This is a genomic window from Candidatus Binatia bacterium, assembly GCA_035631035.1.
Classification (GTDB): Bacteria; Eisenbacteria; RBG-16-71-46; order SZUA-252; family SZUA-252; genus DASQJL01.
In genome coordinates this window covers 1-17922 of sequence record DASQJL010000108.1, presented here as the reverse complement: position 1 = coordinate 17922, position 17922 = coordinate 1, and the positions used below count along the sequence as shown (strand labels likewise).

Genomic DNA, 17922 nt, shown 5'->3' with positions numbered 1-17922 from the left:
ACCGGAGCACAACAGTCCGGAAGGGGCAACAAGGCAAACGTACGAAGTTTTTTGAACCAACGGGCGGATACATGAACATACCCATCAATACGGACAGTCCGGAGCCGGTCGACGCACCGAAGGTGAGGCTGTCGCTGGCCGGCGGCTTCGGGGTCTGGCTGCCTCCGCTGATCTCGCTCGCGGCGGCGGCGTACCTGCTCACCGTCTCACCGAAGACCGTCAAGAGGTTGATCAAGAAGGACAAGCTCGCCGCGCACAAGGTCGGGGCGGACGGGCGCAAGTTCGCCGTGGTGACCGAGAGCGTCGGCGCGTACCTGAACGACACCGTCGTGACCCCGGCCGACCTGGACGGCGACGACGAAGGCGACGACGTGTACGGGACCGACCGATGAAGACGACCAGCGCGGACGACCTACTCACCATCGACGACATCGCCGCCGTGCTGAAGGTGTCCCCGGCGACGGTCCGGGCCTGGCGGGTGCGGGGCAAGGGGCCGCGCGTCACCAAGGTCGGCAAGCACGTGCGATTCCGTCGCGCCGACTTTGACCTGTGGCTGGCCGCCTGTGCCGAGCCACGACCCGCACCGGTCAGGCACCGTCGGCCCGCCGCCTAGCACCCACCACTCACCAACGCCCATGAACCAGCCCCTATGAGGGCTGTCTTTGGCGACCCCGCAAACAAGAAAGGAGGACGCCTGAAATGAACCGCACCAACCGCCACCTGCTCGCCGCGATGCCCCGCTGGGCGCGCGCCAACGGGTGGGAGCGCGCCGCCGCGCCGCGCTGCTGGCGGCGAACCGACTGGACCGCGGAAGTGTCCTGGACGCCCGACGGACACATGTCGGTAACGCTGCTCGACCGGCACGCGTGGAACACGGCGCGCCGGTCGCAGGTCGACGTGACCTCGGTACAGCAGGCCGCCGACGTGCTCGCCGCGCTGGGCCTGCTACCGGCGACCTTCTCCTCTATCTACCGGTTCGGTCGCGCTGCCGGCTGGAGGGACGGCGTAGACGCCATCCTCCACGCCGCTGGCCACGAGCAGCGGGCCGGTGCGGCGTGCTGAGGATCTTCACCATCGGCGCGTTCGTCGCGGCCGGCGCGGAGTCCGCCGCGTACCTGGTCACCGACGACGGGCACTGGATGGCGGCCTCGCTGCTGACCTACGTCGTCGGCGGATTGGCGTACCTGAACCTGCGGCTGCGCCGGTCGCTCGACGCCGACGAGTACGACGCCGAACCCGACGAGTACGGCGACGGCGACGTGTACCACACCGACCTGCACCGCGCCCCGCTGGACGAGTACCTGGTCGACCAGCTTGACGCGGACGCGATGGCCGGGCGGATGCGGGCGCTCGACCGCAACCCGGCGGTGCATTGGATCGGGGCGCAGGCGCGCGAACGCGACCGGGTGCCCGACATGCCGGCGCGGCAGCGGCGGGCCTGGGCCGATCTGGTCGGCGAACTGCAAGACGACGACGAGGCGGTGTCGCCGTGGTGATGCCCCGCAACGACCCGACCCTGCCGCAGGTGTGGCTGGACGCCGCATCGGCGTTCCTGCGGCACCTGCCGTCGCGCGGGCTGGTCCGCGAGCAGGTCGCCTACGGGCTGAGCGTGCTCTACGACCTCGGCTACGTCATGCACCCCGACGAACACGACCGGATCTGCCAGGACTACGCCGACCGGCTACGGACCTGCGAACGGGCCGCCGACGAGCTGGTGCGCCAACTACACGGGGGAGAAGACCTATGACCACATACGACATCACGAGCCGGTTGCACGGCGGCAACGCCGAGAGCGCCGAGGCCAACGAGTCCATCGAGCCGGACAAGGCGCGGATGCGCCAGGCGGTGCTGCGCTACATCGAGAGCCGCGGCCTGGTCGGCGCGACCTGCGACGAGGTGGAGCACGCACTGCGGATGCGACACCAGACGGCGAGCGCCCGCCTGACCGAGCTGAAGCGCGCCAAGCAGGTCGTGGCCACCGAGCGGCGCCGGCCGACCTGGTCCGGGCGGATGGCAAGGGTCTACGCGGCAGCCGGCGACGACGGCGAGGTGGCGGCGTGAGCGACCACAACGATCCACCGTGCGGCTCATGGGTCGATTGGTACAACGTCATGGAATCCGCCATGCGCAAGGCCGACGGCTGCGATGCGCCCGACGAGAGGGTCACCGTCTGCGCGCGGTGTCTGGCCGGGTACGCGGTCAAAGAGCTGTCCGCCACCGGCCTGGTCGCCATCACGGAGTGGACATTCATCGGTACCACCGAGGGCGGCGGGCGGGTGTACGTCGCGCTCAAGCCCGCGGTCTACAGCGAGACCGACGAGGTGCCGGCGTGAGCGAGCACCAGATCTGCGACATCTGCGGACACCAGACGTACCCGGCGGTGCTGTGCGGTCGTGGTTCGCGGTGCATGTTCTCGGCCAGCTCGACCCGCCCGGCGGCGGCCGGCACGCACCTGCACTGCCTGTCGGACTGCTGGTGCACCGACGGCGGCTGCCTGACGGCACCGCTGCGTGAGGTGGCCGACAGGTGACCGGCCCGACGCTACTCGACAGCCTGCACGCCGCGCCCGAGCCGAAGCGAGATCGGTGGGGTCGCCCGTTGATCCCGCATCCGCAGACCGGCAGGGAGATGGCATTCACCCGCGTCACTACGTTCGCAAAGTCGATCAGCGACACGTTCGCGCTGACGAAATGGGAGTTGAGGATGGCCCTCAAGGGGCTGACCCTGCGGCCGGACCTGTTCAGCCTGGTCAGTGTTACACCGACCACCGACAAAAAGACCCTCGATCAGGTCGCGGTCGACGCCAAGGAGGCCGCCGGCTCGTCGGTCGCGGCCCGGCAGGGTACCGCGAAGCACACGATCACCGAGCGGGTCGACCGCGGCGAGGACGTGGTGGTGCCGCCCGAGTTCGCCGCTGATATCTCGGCGTACTCGCGGGCGCTGGCGGCCGGCAAGCTCGCGGTCGATCCGAACTGGATCGAGGGCCTGGTGGTCATCCCGGAGTTCAACCTCGCTGGCAGCTTCGACCGGCTGCTGCGACCGCTGTGGCGGCCGACCGGCCACCTGGTCGGTGACCTTAAGTCGGGTAGGGACGTGATCTCGTTCGGCATGTTGGAGATCAGCGTGCAGTTGGCCTGCTACGCCCACGGCGCCGCGCTGTGGGACACCCGTACCCAGACGTACCGGCCACTGCCGCCGATCGACCAGGACGTGGCCGTGGTGATGCACATGCCGGTCGGCTCGGGCACCTGCGACCTGTACGCGGTCGACATCAAGGCCGGCTGGGAGGCCGCGCAGTTGTGCGCCGACGTGCGCCGCTGGCGTACCCGCAAGAACCTCGCCATGCCCTGGGCGGACTGGCGGGCCGGCGACGAGGAATCGGTCATTGCCGAGATCCGCGCGGCCGAGTCGGTAACCGAACTGGAACTGATCTGGCAGCGCGCAGTCTCGCGGGGTGCGTGGACCGGCGAGCACACCAGCGCCGCCAAGGCGCGCAAGTACGACCTCTCGCACACCAATTAGGAACCACACGAAGGAGAGAACGCACATGGCAAACGACCTGCTCGACAGCCTCGGCAACGACGCGCCCGACGGTGTCGTCGACTTGCTCGACGGACTCGGCGAGGGCGCGGACGCGTCCGCGTGGATGCCGACTGAGGCTGGTCAGGGCGTACAGGGCACGGTGGTCGCGGTCAGCAAGACCACGTCCGAGTACGTGTCCGACCCAATCCCGGTGATCACGCTGGAGACCGCGACCGGTGAGAAGGTGCGGGTCACCGGTTACCAGTCGGTACTGCGCCGGGAGATCGAGGAGGTCGACCCGCAGCGGGGCGACCTGTTCGCCTGCAAGTACCTGGGTCGCAAGTCCACCAAGGACGGCAAGCGGGAGTTCCACGCGTACAAGGCAGCGGTGCGCCGCGGGGCCGGCACGCGGGCCGCCAGCACCGGCAACAAGCCGCCGTTCTGACCGGCGCCTGAGCGCCGCCCACCGGCGCGGGGTCTTCGTGGCCCGAGGAAGCGGGTCGGTGGGCGGTTCTGGGGTTCTGATCATCCGCATTCAATCCACCGGGGAGTGTCGCATGGAGCTTGATCTCGGCGCGCCTGTTCAACTGGCCGAATCCGGCCTGATACCGCTGCACCTTCTCAACGCCCACTACGTCATCGGTCGCGAGCCGGCCACCCGCTGGGCGACGCTGCTGGCCCGCAGCGAGCCGTGGCTGGCCGTCGACATCGAGACCGAAGGGGTCGGGGCCGCCGCGATGCGCGTCAAGGCGGTCACCGTCGGCACCGCCAACCATGCGGTCATACTCGACCCACGTGACCCGGTCCAGGCGGACACGGTTCGCTCGGTCTTGCAGACCGTACCGACAATCGTGTTGCACAACGCGCCGTTCGACATTCCGGTCCTGGTCCGCCTCGGGCTGATGCGGTCGGTGGACATTCGCAAGGTACGGGACACGCTGGTGTACTGCCGACTCGCCGAACCGGACGAGTTGACCAGTAAATCGCTGCTCGCCGCAGGTGGCCGCTACCTCGGCGGCGAGGTTAACGACGTACTGACCAAGGCGTTCAAGGATCTTGGCCTGACCAAGACGGTCGGGTTCAAGACGTTCGACCTGGACCGCGGCATCTACCAGCGCGGTGCGGCGCTGGATGTGATCGTGACCGCTCGGCTGTACCCGCTGGTGCGGGAGGCCGCGTACCGGCGGCTCACCGAGGGGCATCCGTTCAAGGGCAGCGGGGTGTCCGGTGCGGACGCCTGGGAGTTGGTCGACCGCGAGCAGGTGATCAACCGGATGTTCATCGCCCGCGCGGCCAAGGGGCTGCGCGTCGACCTGGACCGCCTCGACGCGTACCGGGCGTCGGTGCTCGCCCAGCAGGACAAGGACCGGGCCGCGCTGGAGACGGTCGGGGTCAAGCCGGGCAACGGCGGGTCGTTGACCCGGTGGCTGGAGGAGCGCGGCGCGCTGCCGGCCGACCATCCGCGCACCGCCAAGACCGGGGCGGCGTCAAGCCAGGCCGATCACCTGAAGGTGCTCGACCACCCGATCGCGCAGGCGTTCGTGCGGCTGAAGATGACCGAGAAGGTGGAGAAGGACTATCTACAGAAAGTCGTCGACCTGGCCGACGACGCGACCGGCTGCTACCGGGTACACCCGACGACCACGATCCTCGGTGCGGCGACCGGTCGGATGTCGATGTCCGGTCCGCCGTTGCAGCAGTTCCCGGCCGAGGCCCGCGGCATCGTGCTCGCCGACGAGGGCGACCAGTTGACCTCCATCGACTGGTCACAGATCGAGCCAGTGGTGGCGGCGAACCTGGCCAAGGACCACAAGGTGCTGGCCGGCTACGAGGACGGCAGCAGCGACCTGTACTCCACTGTCGCGGCGGTGGCCGGCATTACCCGTAAGCACGCCAAGGTCGTCGTTCTCGCACAAATGTACGGAGAAGGGATGAAGAAGCTCGCCGCCGACCTGGGCATCAGCCAGAACGCCGCATACCGGCTGCGGGACACGGTGTTCAACGCCATGCCCGGCGTGGCCAAGCTGATCACCAAGTTGCGCAACATCGGCGACCAGCACCGGTTGGTGATCACGCTGTCCGGCCGCATCCTGCCGATCCCGATCGGCCAGTTCGGTGTCGCCGTCCACAAGGCGGTCAACTACTTCGTGCAGGGCTCGGCCTACGACGTGCTCGCGGAGGCGCTGGTGCGCATCGACGCGGCCGGGTTGTCGGATGCGGTGTACCTGGCGATGCACGACGAACTGGTGGTGTCCACCGACGCGGCCGACGAGGTCGAACGGATCATGCGGACCCCGCCCGAGCGGTTGTGTCAGATGGCCGGGCGGCACCCGGTGCTGCGTACCGACCGGGCCGACCTCGGCGAGCGGTGGGCGGCGGCGTGAGGTACGCACTCGACCAACACGGCGACCGAGTTGAGTCAGCACCTGGTCTGCGGGCCATCTGCCCCTGCTGCGAGGCCCCGGTGATTGCTAAGTGCGGTGACATTTTGACATGGCACTGGGCGCACATGTCCATTGAGGACTGCGACCCGTGGGCAGAGCCCAATAACGAGTGGCACCGAGGGTGGCAGATGCTCGTGCCACCCGACCGGCGAGAAGTACGCATCGGTAAGCACCGCGCTGACATGCTGACCCGCAGCGGGCGGGTCATCGAGTTGCAGGACTCGTACCTGCCGCCGACGGAGATCCGGGTACGCGAACACCACTACGGCAACATGCTGTGGATCTTCAACGCCATCGAACCGTATGCCAATGACCGGCTACTCATCCGGCCGCGAGATGGGTACGTCAGCTTCCGCTGGAAGCAGCCTCGCAAGAGCTTGGCGTGGTGTCAGCGTCCGGTACTGCTCGACATCGGCTACGGCCAGTTGCTGCACGTGAAGAAGATCCACACTGAGGCGCCCTGTGGTGGGTGGGGCCGAATCATCACCTTGGACGGCGCCTTGTGATCGCCACCGACAAGTTCGCCGCCACGTTCGCGCTGATGCCGCCGGGCGACCGGTCGATCATGCCGACCATCGCGCGCACCGCGGCGCGCAACGGGTACGCCGTGGTGCCGATCGCGCCCAACGGCAAGACGCCACTGTGCACGCTGACCGCGCGACAGGCCAAGGCCGCCGACAAGGCCGCGCAGGAGGCGGCACGCGAGGCCGGGCGCGGCAACTGGGAGGACGCCCGGCACGCCTGCGGCATCGCGCACGCCATCACCGACCCGGCGGTGGCCGACCGGGTGTTCAAGCGGCTCACCAAGGAGCGCGGCGGCCCGATCAACATCGGTGTCGAGGTCGGCCGCTCGCGCATGGTCCTGGTCGACGCGGACACCGACGAGCAGGTCAAGGCGTACATCGCCACCTGGCAGGCCGAGCAGCCCGATATGAATCTCGCCGTCATGATGCCGACCGTGTCCACGCCGGGCGTGATGCAGACCGACGAGAACGGCGTGGAGCAGTGGCGACACAAGGACGGCGGGCACTTCTGGTACGAGCTGCCCGACGACTGCAACCTGGACGGTTTGCCCGGCCACGGAACCTTGCGCGACGACACCGGCTTTCAGGTGTACTGGCGCGACCACCAGGGCCTGGTGCCGCCGTCGCTGCGGCCCGAAGGTCCCTACATCCTGCGCGGGCAGGTCGGCAAAGCCCCGAAATGGCTGCTGGACCGGATCTGGATGGCCGCCGAGTCGTGGGCGCTACGGCGGGCGCAGCAAGCCGCCAAGGTCCGTTATGACGGCGACCCGATCGACATTTGGAGCGCAGCCACGCCGTGGGCGGACCTGCTGGAGGCGGATGGCTGGACGAACACCGGCAAGGTGGACCGCTGTAGTTGCCCGATCTGGACCCGACCAGGCGACGCGGCGCACTGGAAGAGCGCCACCACACACGAGCCGGGCTGCACCAACTTCGAGATCAGCGAAGACCGTGGCGGCTTCATGCGGCTGTGGACAGACAGCCCGCCACAGTTCCTTGCCGACTGGGTGGCGCGCTCCGGTAAGAAGTCGCTGAGCAAGTTGCAGTACCACGCAGCGCGCCACCACGACGGCGATGTGCGTGCCGCCATGTCCGATCTGGAAATCAGCGCGATCTACGGCGAGGACGGCGAGATTCGCGACGAGCTGCTGGCCATGCTCGACGCGCTGGCAGCCGGGGACGAACCGTCACCGGTGGTTCCGCAACCGGAAACAACGGTGCCGATCGCGGAAACACACTCGCAAGCAGAGCCTGCCGGCACGTACGCCGACGACCTGGGCGGGTCCGCGCCGGACTCGACCGCCACGGATTCGGCGGCTGCGGACTCGACCGCCACGAACTCGGCGGGGACGGACTCGACCGCCACCGATGACGGTCCGGCGGCGAGCACAGAGTTGCCGGGCATCGAGGCGTACCGCGACGAGTTGGCCCGCAACCGGCGGCTGCGCTTCGAGGTCAGTCAGCTCTACATCCGCGACCGGGCAAAGACCATCTTCGAGGAGATGCAGGGCCACGCCGATGCCCGCGGCTTGCGTGCCCGGCTCGACGCCGCCACCGACCGGGCCAGCGAACTCCCCGACGACGAGCAGGAGGTCCGGTGGCGTGTCGACGGGCTGTGGATGCAGGGCCAGCGCGTGATGCTCGCCGCGAAGATGAAGGTCGGCAAGACGACCGTGAACATCAACCTGGAACGCTCGCTGGTGGACGGCAAGCCGTTCTGCGGACAGTTCGAGACCACGGCCATCACCGGCAACCTGCTCGTGGTCAACGCGGAAATGACCGGCCGGCAGTACCGCGACTGGCTACGGAAGGCGCCGATCGACAACCGCGACAAGATCCTGGCACTGCACCTGCGCGAGGCGCGGCTGTCCGACTTCAACCTGCTCAACCCGGTCGCGCGGCGGGAGTTGGTGGCGTACCTGAAAGATCACGGGGTCACTGCGCTGCTGCTCGATCCGCTTGGACCGCTGTTCGCGGCGGCCGACGTGGACGAGAACTCGGCCAACGACGTGGGCCGCTGGTTCGGCGGACTCAACGACGTGGTCGCCGCAGCCGAGGTCAGCGACCAGTTCCTAACCCACCACTTCGGGCACAGCAATGAGCGCACCCGGGGTTCGTCCAAGTTGATGGACACTCCCGATGCGATCTGGTTCTACACCGCCGACGACGAGACGCCCGTCGAAGACGACGAGGACGACAGTGGCCTGCTCGCCAACATCGCGCTGGCCCAGCCGGCGCGGTACCTGCGCGCCTTCGGCCGTGACGTGCAGTTGCCCCGCAGCCGGGTCGAATACGACGACGACACCAAGCTGCTGAGCATCCCCCGCATCGGCGACGGGCCGCGGTCCGCGACGCAGAAGGCCGGGGCGGCATCCAACCGACGGCGGGCGCTGCTGGACCGCATCGAACGAGTGGTGGCCAGCCGACCGCCGAGCATCAAGTACAGCGACCTCTGGGCGGTCATCGGCGGCAACAAGGACGAGTTCCGCGACGGCCTGGAGGCGCTGCGGGAGTCCGGCAGGTTGGTCGAGACGCAGGGGCCACACCGCGCCCGAATCTTCGCAATTGCGGTACCCAACGACACACCCACGACATGAGTCGTCCCAACCTGTCCCAACCGTCCCCGGGACCACTGGGACAGGTCTGTGTGTCGTCCCGTCCCAATCCCCCTACGGGGGGGGATTGGGACGGGACGACACACACAGACACAAACCAATACTCGTCTATATCGCGCCGAGAGGTTAGGGACACGACATCATGACCGCCCCCGACACCCGGCTGACCCTGTCCGAGTGCCCCCGCTGCGGCGGCCCGACTCTGACCGGCTGGGCCGACGGCTTGTTCTGGCGGGTCGACCGGTACACCGTGCCGCCCCGCGCCGCCACGGTTCTGCGCCGCTACGGCGTACCCGTGCTCGTCGTCGACCACCGCCACACCGGCCTGTGGGCGCAGCCCTGGACCCCTGACCACGACCTGACCACCCCTCGCCGCCATCTCGTCGCGCCGCACGTCTGCGGTTCGGCGCACGCCCGAGGAGAGGAGTTCCGATGACCGACCAACCCGTACCCGAGATACCCCGCCGCGCCGAGGACGGTGTCGACCACGCGTTCTACACCGTCGAGGTGCTGCCCGACCCGCCCGCGCCACCGTTGCCACCGATCGACGTGCGGTTTGCCGCTGCGGTTCCACTGTGGCGGCAGGCCAACGCCCGCGACTGGGCGCTGACCCTCGACCTGGCGACCGGCGCCTGGTCGGTGGCCTGCCCGGACCAGGTCGCCAGCGCCGGGTACGAGCCGCCCAGCGCGGTCTGCACCGGCGTGGTCAGCGCGTACACGCCCGAGCAGACGCTGACCCGTACCGGCGTGACGGAGATCGCCGACGCGGTGGTCCACATCCGGGCCTTCCTCGGTTGGCCCGAGGTCGAACCCGACACCGAACCCGTGGCCGTGTCGGACGTGTCCGATGTAGCCCGTATGGATGAATTCGCTACGATCGCCCCAGGAGGCACTGCATGATCGCCGACCCGTTCACCTTCGACGCGTCGACCGCCCCGGTCGAGCCGACCGCCACCCCGACCGTCCCGACCGGACGGATGCCGCGCTGGCTGCGCGAGACCAGCGCGCATCTCGGCCCGGCCGAGTACGAGGACAAGGCCGACGGTCGGCGCCGCAAGCAGACCTGGCTGTGGAACAACGGCGACACGGGCGTCATCCGCGACCGCTACACCCACGTCGTGCAGTGGACCGCGTTCAGCCCGCGCGGCAGCGTCACCTTCCGCTCGGTGAGCGAGCCGACCGAGGCGCAGGTGCGCGCCGCGGTCAACCTCGCCGACCTGACCGCGGACCCGTGGCGGGCGCCGCTGACCGGCGTTGAGGTTCGGGGCGCGGCGTGAGCGAGCACCGCGACCCGGACGGTCGCCGCCGCGAGTACTGCTTCCGCTTCCGCGCCGAGGGCTGGCGGGCCGGGCTCTCGGTCGTGTTCCTGTTCGCCTGCGTGTTCGTCGGCGCGGTGACCATCGGCATCGGCCTCGCGGAGGGGCTGCTGTGGCTGCTGCACCTGTAGCCCTCGCCACGCCCGAGCCGGACCCCGGCGGGTCCGGCTCGGGCCGGTGGGGGCGCAACCGCACCAACTACGCCCGCGGCGCGTACTTCGAGCGCACCGTGGCCGCCGCACTGACCGGCGACGGGTACGTGGTGTACCGGGCGGCCGGTAGCCACGGCAAGGCGGACCTGGTCGCGCTCAAGGCCGGCGAGGTGCTGCTGGTGCAGTGCAAGCTGCCCGGCCCCGGCGGCGTGCCGCCGGGCGAGTGGAACGCGCTGTACGAGGTCGCGGTCCGGGTCGGTGCGCTGCCCATCGTGGCGTACCGGCCCGGCCGCAGCGGCGTGGCGTACCTGCGGATGACCGGGCCGAAGTTGCGCCGCACCCGACTGGCCCCGGCCGCTGCGTGGAGCCCCGATCAGGTCGGGACCCAACCCCTACCACCACAGCGCCCTGGAAACGTCTCAGATTTCTCTGCCTGACGGTCGGATGGGCTATTGCAATCCAGTGTCGACCCGACCGATTCCTGAAAGGACTCGTCCGTGACCCTCCCCCACGCCTGCGGCCGATGCGGCACCCGATGGGCCGGTGACAGCACCTGCCACTGCGGTAGCGGCTGTCACCACTCGTTCTCCTCGCCCACCGCCTTCGACGAGCACCGCATCCGTAGAGGCGCGGGCGAAGGCACTTGCGCTGACCCCGCCACCGTCGGCCTCGTACGCGTCGACCGCATCGGTTACCACGTGTGGGGCTACCCCCGCGACGACGACGCGGTCGCCCGGCTCCGTGATGCCGCCGCGGTGGAGCGCCGATGACCAGAGACCCGCTTCTCGTCCACCTGCGCAACTTGCGCCTTGACCGGGGCATGTCCATCGAGGACCTGGCCACCCTGCTCAAGATCTCCAAGGCGACCCTCGGGTCCTGGGAGCGCGACGAGCGACACGTCTCGTACGCCGAGCTGACCCGGTGGGCTCACCAGCTCGGCGTACGCCCGGTGCTGCTGCCGCTCGACGACACCGACTACGGCGCCGTGGTCGACGTGCTGCGCGGCCTGGCCACCCTGGTCGCGCTTAAGCCCAGCGTGGACGCGCTGGCCGGCGCGGTCCGCATCGCCAAGGTCGCCTCCACCGTGGACAGCCGCATCGAGCGACTGGCGGCAGCCGCATGAACGCGCCCGACGAGTTCCCCAACGCCGAAGACCTGATGACCCCCGGCGAGGTCGCCGACGTGTTCCGGGTCGACCCGAAGACCGTGGGCCGCTGGGCCAAGGAGGGTCGCCTGGACGCGATCCGCACCATCGGCGGGCACCGCCGCTTCCGCCGCTCCCAGATCCGCGCCATCCTCAACGCGCCGCCGCCGGTCGACACCCGCTGGCCACGGCGCCCGCCGGTCGGCCGGCAGGAGTCCGCATGACCCGACTGCCCGCCGCCGTACTCTGCGAGGCCACTTGCGCCGCGCGGGGCCGCCACCAGTCCGGCTGTGTGGACGAGCAGTGCCCCGGCTGCCTGCGCCGCAAGGCCGCCGACGGGCTGCGGCTGTGCCCCGTGCACGCCGCCTGGCTCGCCGACGACGCCCGCGGGGCACCCGACCTGTACGCCGACCTCGGCCTGGTGCTGGTGCGCCGCGGCCGCGACGGCGAGCGGATGTCCGGCTCGCCGACCGGCGCGCCGGTACCCGACGACGACGTGATGGACGCCCGGCTCGCCATCCGCGTCACCCTCATAAACCTCGCGAAGCTGATCTGCACCGAGCGCGGCGTGACGCCGCCCGTGCGGTTTGTCGACGACCGGCCCTACCTGGACAGTCGCCCCGACGCGCTGGGCGAGTTCGTCGCCGGCCACGCCGAGTGGCTCGCCGCCCATCCCGACGCCGGCACGTTCGCCGACGACCTCAAGGCGGTCACCCACGGCAGACCGTACGGACTTGCCTACCCGTCCGGCTCGGACCGTCTCTACATCGGCGACTGCCCGCTCATGCTGGTCGACCTCGACGGCAACGAGTCGGTCTGCGGCGCCCGGCTGTACCAGTTGCCCGACCGGCCGCTGCTGCAATGCCCCGGCTGCGGCACCGACGAGACCATCGAGTGGTGGCAGCGCCAGATCGTTGGCACCGTGCGCGGCATCTGCGACGCCTACGCCGTCGCCGCCCACCTGGCGCTGTGCTGGATGCGTCCGGTCGACCCTGCCACCATCCGCACCTGGGCGCACCGCGGCCACATCAACCCGGTCACCGTCGCCGCCCCCACGCCGGCCGACCCGGACCGGGTCACCGTGGTCCGTGACGACAAGGGCCGCACCCAGTACGTCATCGCCGAGGCCACCGCGCACGCCGAGAAGGTCTGGGGGCCACCGTACCGCCCGAACCGGACACGCGAACGGCGTCGACTTGACACAGTGGACGCACCTGAAACACCCTGAACGTGAGGCTGAGCCGACGTGTCGGACCAGCTCAGAAGAATGTCGCGCGGCCCCCAGACCGCCCCCGAGGCTCTGCCGGTCGCTGCCGGGACGTGGGCCGCTCGCTGGGGCATCTTCGAGCGGCCCACGATCACATCCCCCGCCGCTGCGTGGTAGAGGAGTTCGGTCGTCCTCGTCGGCCTCATAAGCCGAAGATCGCTGGTTCAAATCCGGCCCGCGCAACGCTGCAAGTCGACCTGCGGGTGGACGATGCCGCGCCTCGGGGTGGCCCCCTACAGCTAGGCGCGGCATCGTCCATTCGTGACACGCACAACACCTATCCACCGGAGGATTCATGCTCTCGCTCGACGCCGCCGTCCAGGTCGCCGTCCACCTCGCCGTCAGCCTCGGCAACCTGCTGGGCGGCCTGCTGTGAGCTGGTCGCTGTCGGCCTCCGGGCACTGCCCGGACCAGGACGCCGAGCGCACGTTCCTCGACGAGCTGCACGCCACGCTCGCCGACCCCGTCGCGGGCGCCGGTTCGGCCACCATCTACACCCAGTACCACGGCCAGGTGAACCTGCTCACCGAGGCCGACACCACCGCCGACGAGGCCAACCAGCCGGTCGCACCCGAACAGCGCAGCGGCACCGCGACGCTGTCCGCCGACACCGACACCCAGTAGCCGGCGGTGCCCGCCCGCCACACCCTCACCAGCGGGCGGGTCTGGGTCTGGGTACACGGCATCGGCGCACTGATCTGGACCGGGCTGTGCTGGCCCGGCCTGACCACCTGGCGCAACAGCGTGCCGTTCGTGGTCTTCATCAGCCTGTACGCCATCGTGCTCTCGCATGTGGTCGGTGCGGTCGCCGCACTCTCGGCGCGCAAGGCCGACCCCAACGACAACGCGTAGGAGACCGATGTGAGCGCACTCGGCAAGTTCATCAAAGCGGACGTGGCCCTGCATCTACTCCGGGTTGCCGCCGCCGGGCTCGGTCTGTACGCGGCGACGCGCGGACTCAAGGCCGCCCTGGGTCACGGCGACAAGGACAAGGACGCCGCCTGACGGGGGTGGGGGCCTTCGCATCTGCCCGCAGGGGTGGGGGCCTTTGCGCACGCGGGCAGGGGTGGGGGCCTTTGAAAATGCGCCCGCGCCAGGCGAACCCGAAAATCTAGCCGGTGCCAAGCTACGGCAAACCCTGCCGGGTACCCGGCTGCCCCGGCCTCGGCGGCGCGTGCGACCGCCACGCCAAGGCCGTCGAGGAACGTCGCGGCAGCCGGCAGGCCCGCGGCTACGACGCCGTCTGGGAGCGGGTCCGCCGTCGCTACCTCAGCCGGCACCCGATCTGCTGTCTCTGCGGCGCGATGGCCGTGGTCGCCGACCACTACCCGACCAGCCGCCGCGACCTGGTCGCGGCCGGTGTACCCGATCCCGATGCCGAGCACCGGCTACGTCCACTGTGCCTGCCCTGCCACCGGGTGGAGACCAACCGCCACCAGCCCGGAGGATGGAACGCCCGGTGAGCCACGCTGAGCGCACCCCGGCCGACGTGATCGCCGAGGCCATCGCCTCCACCGCCGCCACGGTCGACAACAAGGGCGCCTACTGCTCGGGCTGGGTCCTGGTCGCGTCCTGGATGGACAGCGACGGCGACTACTGGCTGACCCGACTGTCCGACGACCGGCAGCCCCGCTGGCAGACCATCGGCATGCTGCGCACCGCCCAGATCTACTTCGAACATGAGATGAACCAGGCCGCCGACGAGGACGACTAGGTACGCGTACACGTGCATCGCGTTCGGGTACCCGCGTCGCATCTGCGCGGCACGCGCGTTGCATCTGGTCGACCTTTTGCATTTACGCGCGACGCGCGCATTGCATCTAACCGCGCATTGCATCTGACCGACCTGTTCGGCTCGGCCGTTTTCGCCGGCCAAGCCCCCGGCGGCCCGCGGGCGAGCTGGCCCGGTGGGCGGCAGACATCGACGTGGGTCGTGTGTGACTGGCGTGGCAGTAGTGATCCCTGTGACAGATGTCCGATTCAACCTGGCGGTCGGGCCGTGCTGGGTACGGCCGGCTGGTGACGCCTCAGGCCGTGCTGGGTACGGCCGGCTGGTGACGCCTCAGGCCGTGCTGGGTACGGCCGGCTAGTGACGCCTCAGGCCGTGCTGGGTACGGCCGGCTAGTGACGCCTCAGGCCGTGCTGGGTACGGCCGGCTGGCCAGGCTGTGCATGGCAATGCGGCCCACCTTCCGGATGGGAAGGTGGGCCGCTAGGTGGGTTGCTGCTTACCTGCGTCGTCGGCCGCGCAGGTACTCGACTACTCCGATTGACACTGCGAGCGTTCCCAGGTACGTGACTAGGAACCTCATGGCGTCACGTAATCATTGCTGGCCTGCATGGCGCGCAGATGCTCAGGTGCGATTGTCGACAGCGCTTCGCGTGCGAGCTTCTGGTGCCTTGACGTAGTGGCCGAGTAGCGCACATCGGGTATTACGACGGAACCTGCGATGGTTACCCACGCAATGGGAGTGCCGTAGCTGAACACGACATACATCGGAGCGTGCGGCGCAGCGTTACGGCCTTCGCCGGTAAGGTAGCGCTCCTTACGCTCCGATTGTGCGTCACGTAGCGCGCTAGCGTACGGGCCAGGAAGCTTGCCAGTCTCAGGCATGCCTGAGAGCACAAACAGAGTTTCGGCGCGCAGGTTATCGGCCACAAAGGCCGTAAGCCTGCTCATGTAATGGCCAGCGTTAGCGATGGTGGACTTCATTATTCGTTCCTTCCGTCTGCTGTGCAGTCAAGCTGTCCGCACTCATGGCAATATGCGTCGTCGGACAATGGCGTTAAGTCGTCAATCGGCACTGTAACTTTGCGGTCGTCGCCGATGGCCGTGACGATTACCTGCGTTACGTCGTCGTACCATTCCCCATCGGCTGTCTGTGCTTCGCATTCTTCGCCAGACTCAGGGTCGAGTGTCAGGCACGTAAAGGGTTCCCACTGCTGTGCGTAGCCTCGCACAGCGAAGGCAATACCCGGATATCCGTTCACGCGATAGCGTGCGCTCATGTCGAGTGTCATGCTGCGTTCCTTCCTGCTCCTGTAGCCTTCGCCATCGGCGCATGGTCGGGCCTGAGGAAACTGTGCCGATACGTCAAGCGTGCGTGCGTAGTCGGTCCGCATGATGGCAGGCATGTTCGGCTCTACCCAGGAGCTGCCGATGGTGTGTTTGCGTTCCCACCCCATCGCTTTAGCCGTGCTCTCTCGGATCATGTCGAGCGCTACGGCCCAGCCCAGGTGGGCCGAGCAGACGTAAACTTGCACGTCGTACCCACCCAGCCCGAGTCTCCACCATGGTGCGCGTACGGCGCAGCCGGCTTTAGCGCACTGCTCGGATGATCCCACCTGTTTGATCCGGATGGGGTCGAGCGTCCCCCAGCCCGTCGGGTTGACGTCAAAATATTCGGTCGTCACTGCGTATTCCTTCCTGCTGGCCTCATCAGCGCACGCGTCACGTGCGGACACAGAGCGCATGGCGCTCTGTGTTTCGGTCTCAGTAGTCGTTGTTGCGGTCGTCAAGGAACGCGCGATACGACATCGGTTCGCACTGCTCCAGCCAATACACAGTGTTGAGTGTCTGATCTTCAGTCACTGCGTACGACAGCGTCGCTTCCCGGCCGAACACTCGGCCCGATACGACCGATGGCGCATCGTCACTCAGGTGGGCCGCAATAGCGGCTTCTTCCAAGTGGTACGCGCACAGCTCGTTGTCGTCGCACGTGCACTCGTACATGTCGCCATAGATGGCGTCCGGGGCCTGCTCCAGTTCAGTACGGTACGCCTGCACAGCGTCTGCGTATTCCAGCGTCACGTACGGCGCAGACTCGGGCAGGTATCCGGCCGTATTGCGGCCGACCGACCATGGCGTCACGGTACTGCTGTGCACGTAGTCGAGCAGTGCCCGAAGCTCACTCTGTGCAGCCTGGCATGCCTGAGCGTGCGCGTCGTCGCTGTCGTCGGCCGCGCCGAAACTGTATGTCTCAGGATGCAATGCGATATCGGCGCACTGATCAGTGATTACGTCTGCGAAGTCGGTCGTAATGGTGCCCGTGCTGGCGAAGGCTGCGAAGTCTTCGCCAGCGCCGTACGGCGCCTGGTATTGCGCCGCAATGGCCATGGCGATACGTGTATTGATGGCCAGCCCGAGAGCTGCACACTCCGCAACCTGCGCCGCAATATACGGCGCCGTAGTGTCGGCAGGTTCCGGCTGCATGGCCTCGGGTGCGCCGTGCTTAATCGTCTGAGCAGTCACGATTACTTTTCCTTCCTTGACTTGCGTACATAGTCGAGCAGTGCGGACACGATTACGTCTGTGAGTGTCCGGCCGTCGTCGGCCGCGGCCCGCATGGCTGCGCGCCAGAGAGCGTCTGGCACTCGGACTGATCGGGCTGGAGTGCTCATGCTGTGCGGCGCCACTGCTCCAGTGCGCGCCGTACCGTGCCAGCGAAGGCCAGGAACGCTGCGCATGCCTGCATGTCGCCATCGGCCGTAGCTTCGCGCGCAGCCTGTATCGCTCCGCTGTGCAGCCTTCGGGCTGTCGCTGTCGCTGTGTGCTGGGTGCTCATGCTGCGTTCCTTCCGTCGTCGCTGGCCTTTGGCCTGAGCGTGCGCACGCTGTCAATACAGGTATGGCGCATGCGCGGCCCGGCCGTGCCCGAGTGTCCGAGTCCGCAGCGTCAATACAGGCTGCGCGGCCTAGCGTGTTCGGCCGATCGGGTGACAAAGAGCAGGCCCGCGGCCTTGCTCCAGCTCTCGGCCGGCTGGTGACGCCTCTACGGCGTGACCGGCGACCGGCGAGGCGTACGGCGTGACCGGCGACCGGCGAGGCGTACGGCGCCGAATGGTGCCATGAATTGTCGCGCGTGAATGCGAATAGGAATGGTCGCCGAATAAGCCATTGATGGTGGGGGATGTCCCCCTGATCAATTCGGCCGGCGGAC

29 protein-coding genes and 1 tRNA gene are annotated in these 17922 nt (G+C 68.5%); 27 read left to right on the top strand and 3 right to left on the bottom strand.

Annotated elements, in window-relative coordinates; genetic code table 11:
• The first annotated feature begins 71 nt into the window (after window positions 1-71).
• The 27 genes from VE326_11245 (at window position 72) to VE326_11115 (ending at window position 14698) form a co-directional block, all read left to right on the top strand.
• The gene (locus VE326_11245) at window positions 72-392 is read left to right on the top strand and encodes a hypothetical protein (protein ID HYJ33784.1); all 321 of its coding nucleotides are present in this window, start codon (window positions 72-74) and stop codon (window positions 390-392) included.
• Window positions 389-613: a helix-turn-helix domain-containing protein gene (locus VE326_11240; protein ID HYJ33783.1), complete on the top strand. Its 225-nt coding sequence runs from the start codon at window positions 389-391 to the stop codon at window positions 611-613. Before VE326_11245 ends, VE326_11240 begins: the two co-directional genes overlap by 4 nt.
• Window positions 614-699: 86 nt before the next feature.
• Window positions 700-1062, top strand: a complete 363-nt coding sequence (locus tag VE326_11235; GenBank protein ID HYJ33782.1) for a hypothetical protein — start codon at window positions 700-702, stop codon at window positions 1060-1062.
• Entirely contained in the window at window positions 1056-1496 is a 441-nt protein-coding gene (locus tag VE326_11230; protein HYJ33781.1) for a hypothetical protein, read from the top strand. The genes VE326_11235 and VE326_11230 overlap by 7 nt, the downstream gene beginning before the upstream one ends.
• Window positions 1493-1747: a hypothetical protein gene (locus VE326_11225; GenBank protein ID HYJ33780.1), complete on the top strand. Its 255-nt coding sequence runs from the start codon at window positions 1493-1495 to the stop codon at window positions 1745-1747. The genes VE326_11230 and VE326_11225 overlap by 4 nt, the downstream gene beginning before the upstream one ends.
• Window positions 1744-2061, top strand: a complete 318-nt coding sequence (locus tag VE326_11220; protein ID HYJ33779.1) for a hypothetical protein — start codon at window positions 1744-1746, stop codon at window positions 2059-2061. The genes VE326_11225 and VE326_11220 overlap by 4 nt, the downstream gene beginning before the upstream one ends.
• A complete protein-coding gene (locus VE326_11215; GenBank protein HYJ33778.1) occupies window positions 2058-2333 on the top strand; it encodes a hypothetical protein in 276 nt (91 codons plus the stop codon). Before VE326_11220 ends, VE326_11215 begins: the two co-directional genes overlap by 4 nt.
• Window positions 2330-2530, top strand: coding sequence for a hypothetical protein (locus tag VE326_11210; protein ID HYJ33777.1), 201 nt, complete (start codon window positions 2330-2332; stop codon window positions 2528-2530). Before VE326_11215 ends, VE326_11210 begins: the two co-directional genes overlap by 4 nt.
• Window positions 2527-3522, top strand: coding sequence for a hypothetical protein (locus VE326_11205; protein ID HYJ33776.1), 996 nt, complete (start codon window positions 2527-2529; stop codon window positions 3520-3522). The genes VE326_11210 and VE326_11205 overlap by 4 nt, the downstream gene beginning before the upstream one ends.
• 25 nt (window positions 3523-3547) lie before the next feature.
• Window positions 3548-3967 (top strand): hypothetical protein, encoded by a 420-nt coding sequence (locus tag VE326_11200; GenBank protein ID HYJ33775.1) that lies wholly within the window; start codon window positions 3548-3550, stop codon window positions 3965-3967.
• Between the two features lie 112 nt (window positions 3968-4079).
• Window positions 4080-5906: a DNA polymerase gene (locus VE326_11195; protein HYJ33774.1), complete on the top strand. Its 1827-nt coding sequence runs from the start codon at window positions 4080-4082 to the stop codon at window positions 5904-5906.
• Window positions 5831-6472: a competence protein CoiA family protein gene (locus tag VE326_11190; GenBank protein HYJ33773.1), complete on the top strand. Its 642-nt coding sequence runs from the start codon at window positions 5831-5833 to the stop codon at window positions 6470-6472. Before VE326_11195 ends, VE326_11190 begins: the two co-directional genes overlap by 76 nt.
• On the top strand, window positions 6469-9087 hold the full coding sequence (locus tag VE326_11185) for an AAA family ATPase (GenBank protein ID HYJ33772.1): 2619 nt from the start codon (window positions 6469-6471) through the stop codon (window positions 9085-9087). Before VE326_11190 ends, VE326_11185 begins: the two co-directional genes overlap by 4 nt.
• A 160-nt stretch (window positions 9088-9247) precedes the next feature.
• On the top strand, window positions 9248-9541 hold the full coding sequence (locus VE326_11180) for a hypothetical protein (protein ID HYJ33771.1): 294 nt from the start codon (window positions 9248-9250) through the stop codon (window positions 9539-9541).
• Complete coding sequence (locus VE326_11175; GenBank protein HYJ33770.1) at window positions 9538-10005, top strand: hypothetical protein; 468 nt, start codon at window positions 9538-9540, stop codon at window positions 10003-10005. Before VE326_11180 ends, VE326_11175 begins: the two co-directional genes overlap by 4 nt.
• Window positions 10002-10382: a hypothetical protein gene (locus VE326_11170; protein ID HYJ33769.1), complete on the top strand. Its 381-nt coding sequence runs from the start codon at window positions 10002-10004 to the stop codon at window positions 10380-10382. The genes VE326_11175 and VE326_11170 overlap by 4 nt, the downstream gene beginning before the upstream one ends.
• Window positions 10379-10552 (top strand): hypothetical protein, encoded by a 174-nt coding sequence (locus VE326_11165; protein ID HYJ33768.1) that lies wholly within the window; start codon window positions 10379-10381, stop codon window positions 10550-10552. The genes VE326_11170 and VE326_11165 overlap by 4 nt, the downstream gene beginning before the upstream one ends.
• Entirely contained in the window at window positions 10534-11010 is a 477-nt protein-coding gene (locus VE326_11160) for a Holliday junction resolvase (protein ID HYJ33767.1), read from the top strand. The genes VE326_11165 and VE326_11160 overlap by 19 nt, the downstream gene beginning before the upstream one ends.
• 329 nt (window positions 11011-11339) lie before the next feature.
• Window positions 11340-11696 carry a helix-turn-helix transcriptional regulator gene (locus VE326_11155; GenBank protein ID HYJ33766.1) on the top strand — a complete coding sequence of 119 codons (357 nt, stop codon included), beginning with the start codon at window positions 11340-11342 and terminating at the stop codon, window positions 11694-11696.
• Window positions 11693-11941, top strand: a complete 249-nt coding sequence (locus VE326_11150) for a BldC family transcriptional regulator (protein ID HYJ33765.1) — start codon at window positions 11693-11695, stop codon at window positions 11939-11941. Before VE326_11155 ends, VE326_11150 begins: the two co-directional genes overlap by 4 nt.
• Window positions 11938-12945, top strand: a complete 1008-nt coding sequence (locus VE326_11145; GenBank protein ID HYJ33764.1) for a hypothetical protein — start codon at window positions 11938-11940, stop codon at window positions 12943-12945. The genes VE326_11150 and VE326_11145 overlap by 4 nt, the downstream gene beginning before the upstream one ends.
• A 146-nt stretch (window positions 12946-13091) precedes the next feature.
• A tRNA-Met gene (locus VE326_11140) sits at window positions 13092-13167 on the top strand.
• Between the two features lie 189 nt (window positions 13168-13356).
• Complete coding sequence (locus VE326_11135) at window positions 13357-13608, top strand: hypothetical protein (protein ID HYJ33763.1); 252 nt, start codon at window positions 13357-13359, stop codon at window positions 13606-13608.
• A gap of 6 nt (window positions 13609-13614) precedes the next feature.
• A complete protein-coding gene (locus VE326_11130) occupies window positions 13615-13836 on the top strand; it encodes a hypothetical protein (protein ID HYJ33762.1) in 222 nt (73 codons plus the stop codon).
• 9 nt (window positions 13837-13845) lie between these two features.
• Entirely contained in the window at window positions 13846-13989 is a 144-nt protein-coding gene (locus tag VE326_11125; GenBank protein HYJ33761.1) for a hypothetical protein, read from the top strand.
• 113 nt (window positions 13990-14102) lie between these two features.
• Entirely contained in the window at window positions 14103-14447 is a 345-nt protein-coding gene (locus VE326_11120; protein ID HYJ33760.1) for an HNH endonuclease, read from the top strand.
• Window positions 14444-14698: a hypothetical protein gene (locus VE326_11115; GenBank protein ID HYJ33759.1), complete on the top strand. Its 255-nt coding sequence runs from the start codon at window positions 14444-14446 to the stop codon at window positions 14696-14698. Before VE326_11120 ends, VE326_11115 begins: the two co-directional genes overlap by 4 nt.
• Window positions 14699-15291: 593 nt before the next feature.
• Here VE326_11115 and VE326_11110 read toward each other — a convergent pair.
• From VE326_11110 to VE326_11100, 3 genes are all read right to left on the bottom strand, one after another.
• Window positions 15292-15696 carry a hypothetical protein gene (locus tag VE326_11110; GenBank protein ID HYJ33758.1) on the bottom strand — a complete coding sequence of 135 codons (405 nt, stop codon included), beginning with the start codon at window positions 15694-15696 and terminating at the stop codon, window positions 15292-15294.
• Window positions 15696-16397, bottom strand: a complete 702-nt coding sequence (locus VE326_11105) for a hypothetical protein (GenBank protein HYJ33757.1) — start codon at window positions 16395-16397, stop codon at window positions 15696-15698. The genes VE326_11110 and VE326_11105 overlap by 1 nt, the downstream gene beginning before the upstream one ends.
• Window positions 16398-16476: 79 nt before the next feature.
• Window positions 16477-17235, bottom strand: a complete 759-nt coding sequence (locus VE326_11100) for a hypothetical protein (protein HYJ33756.1) — start codon at window positions 17233-17235, stop codon at window positions 16477-16479.
• Between the last annotated feature and the right edge of the window lie 687 nt (window positions 17236-17922).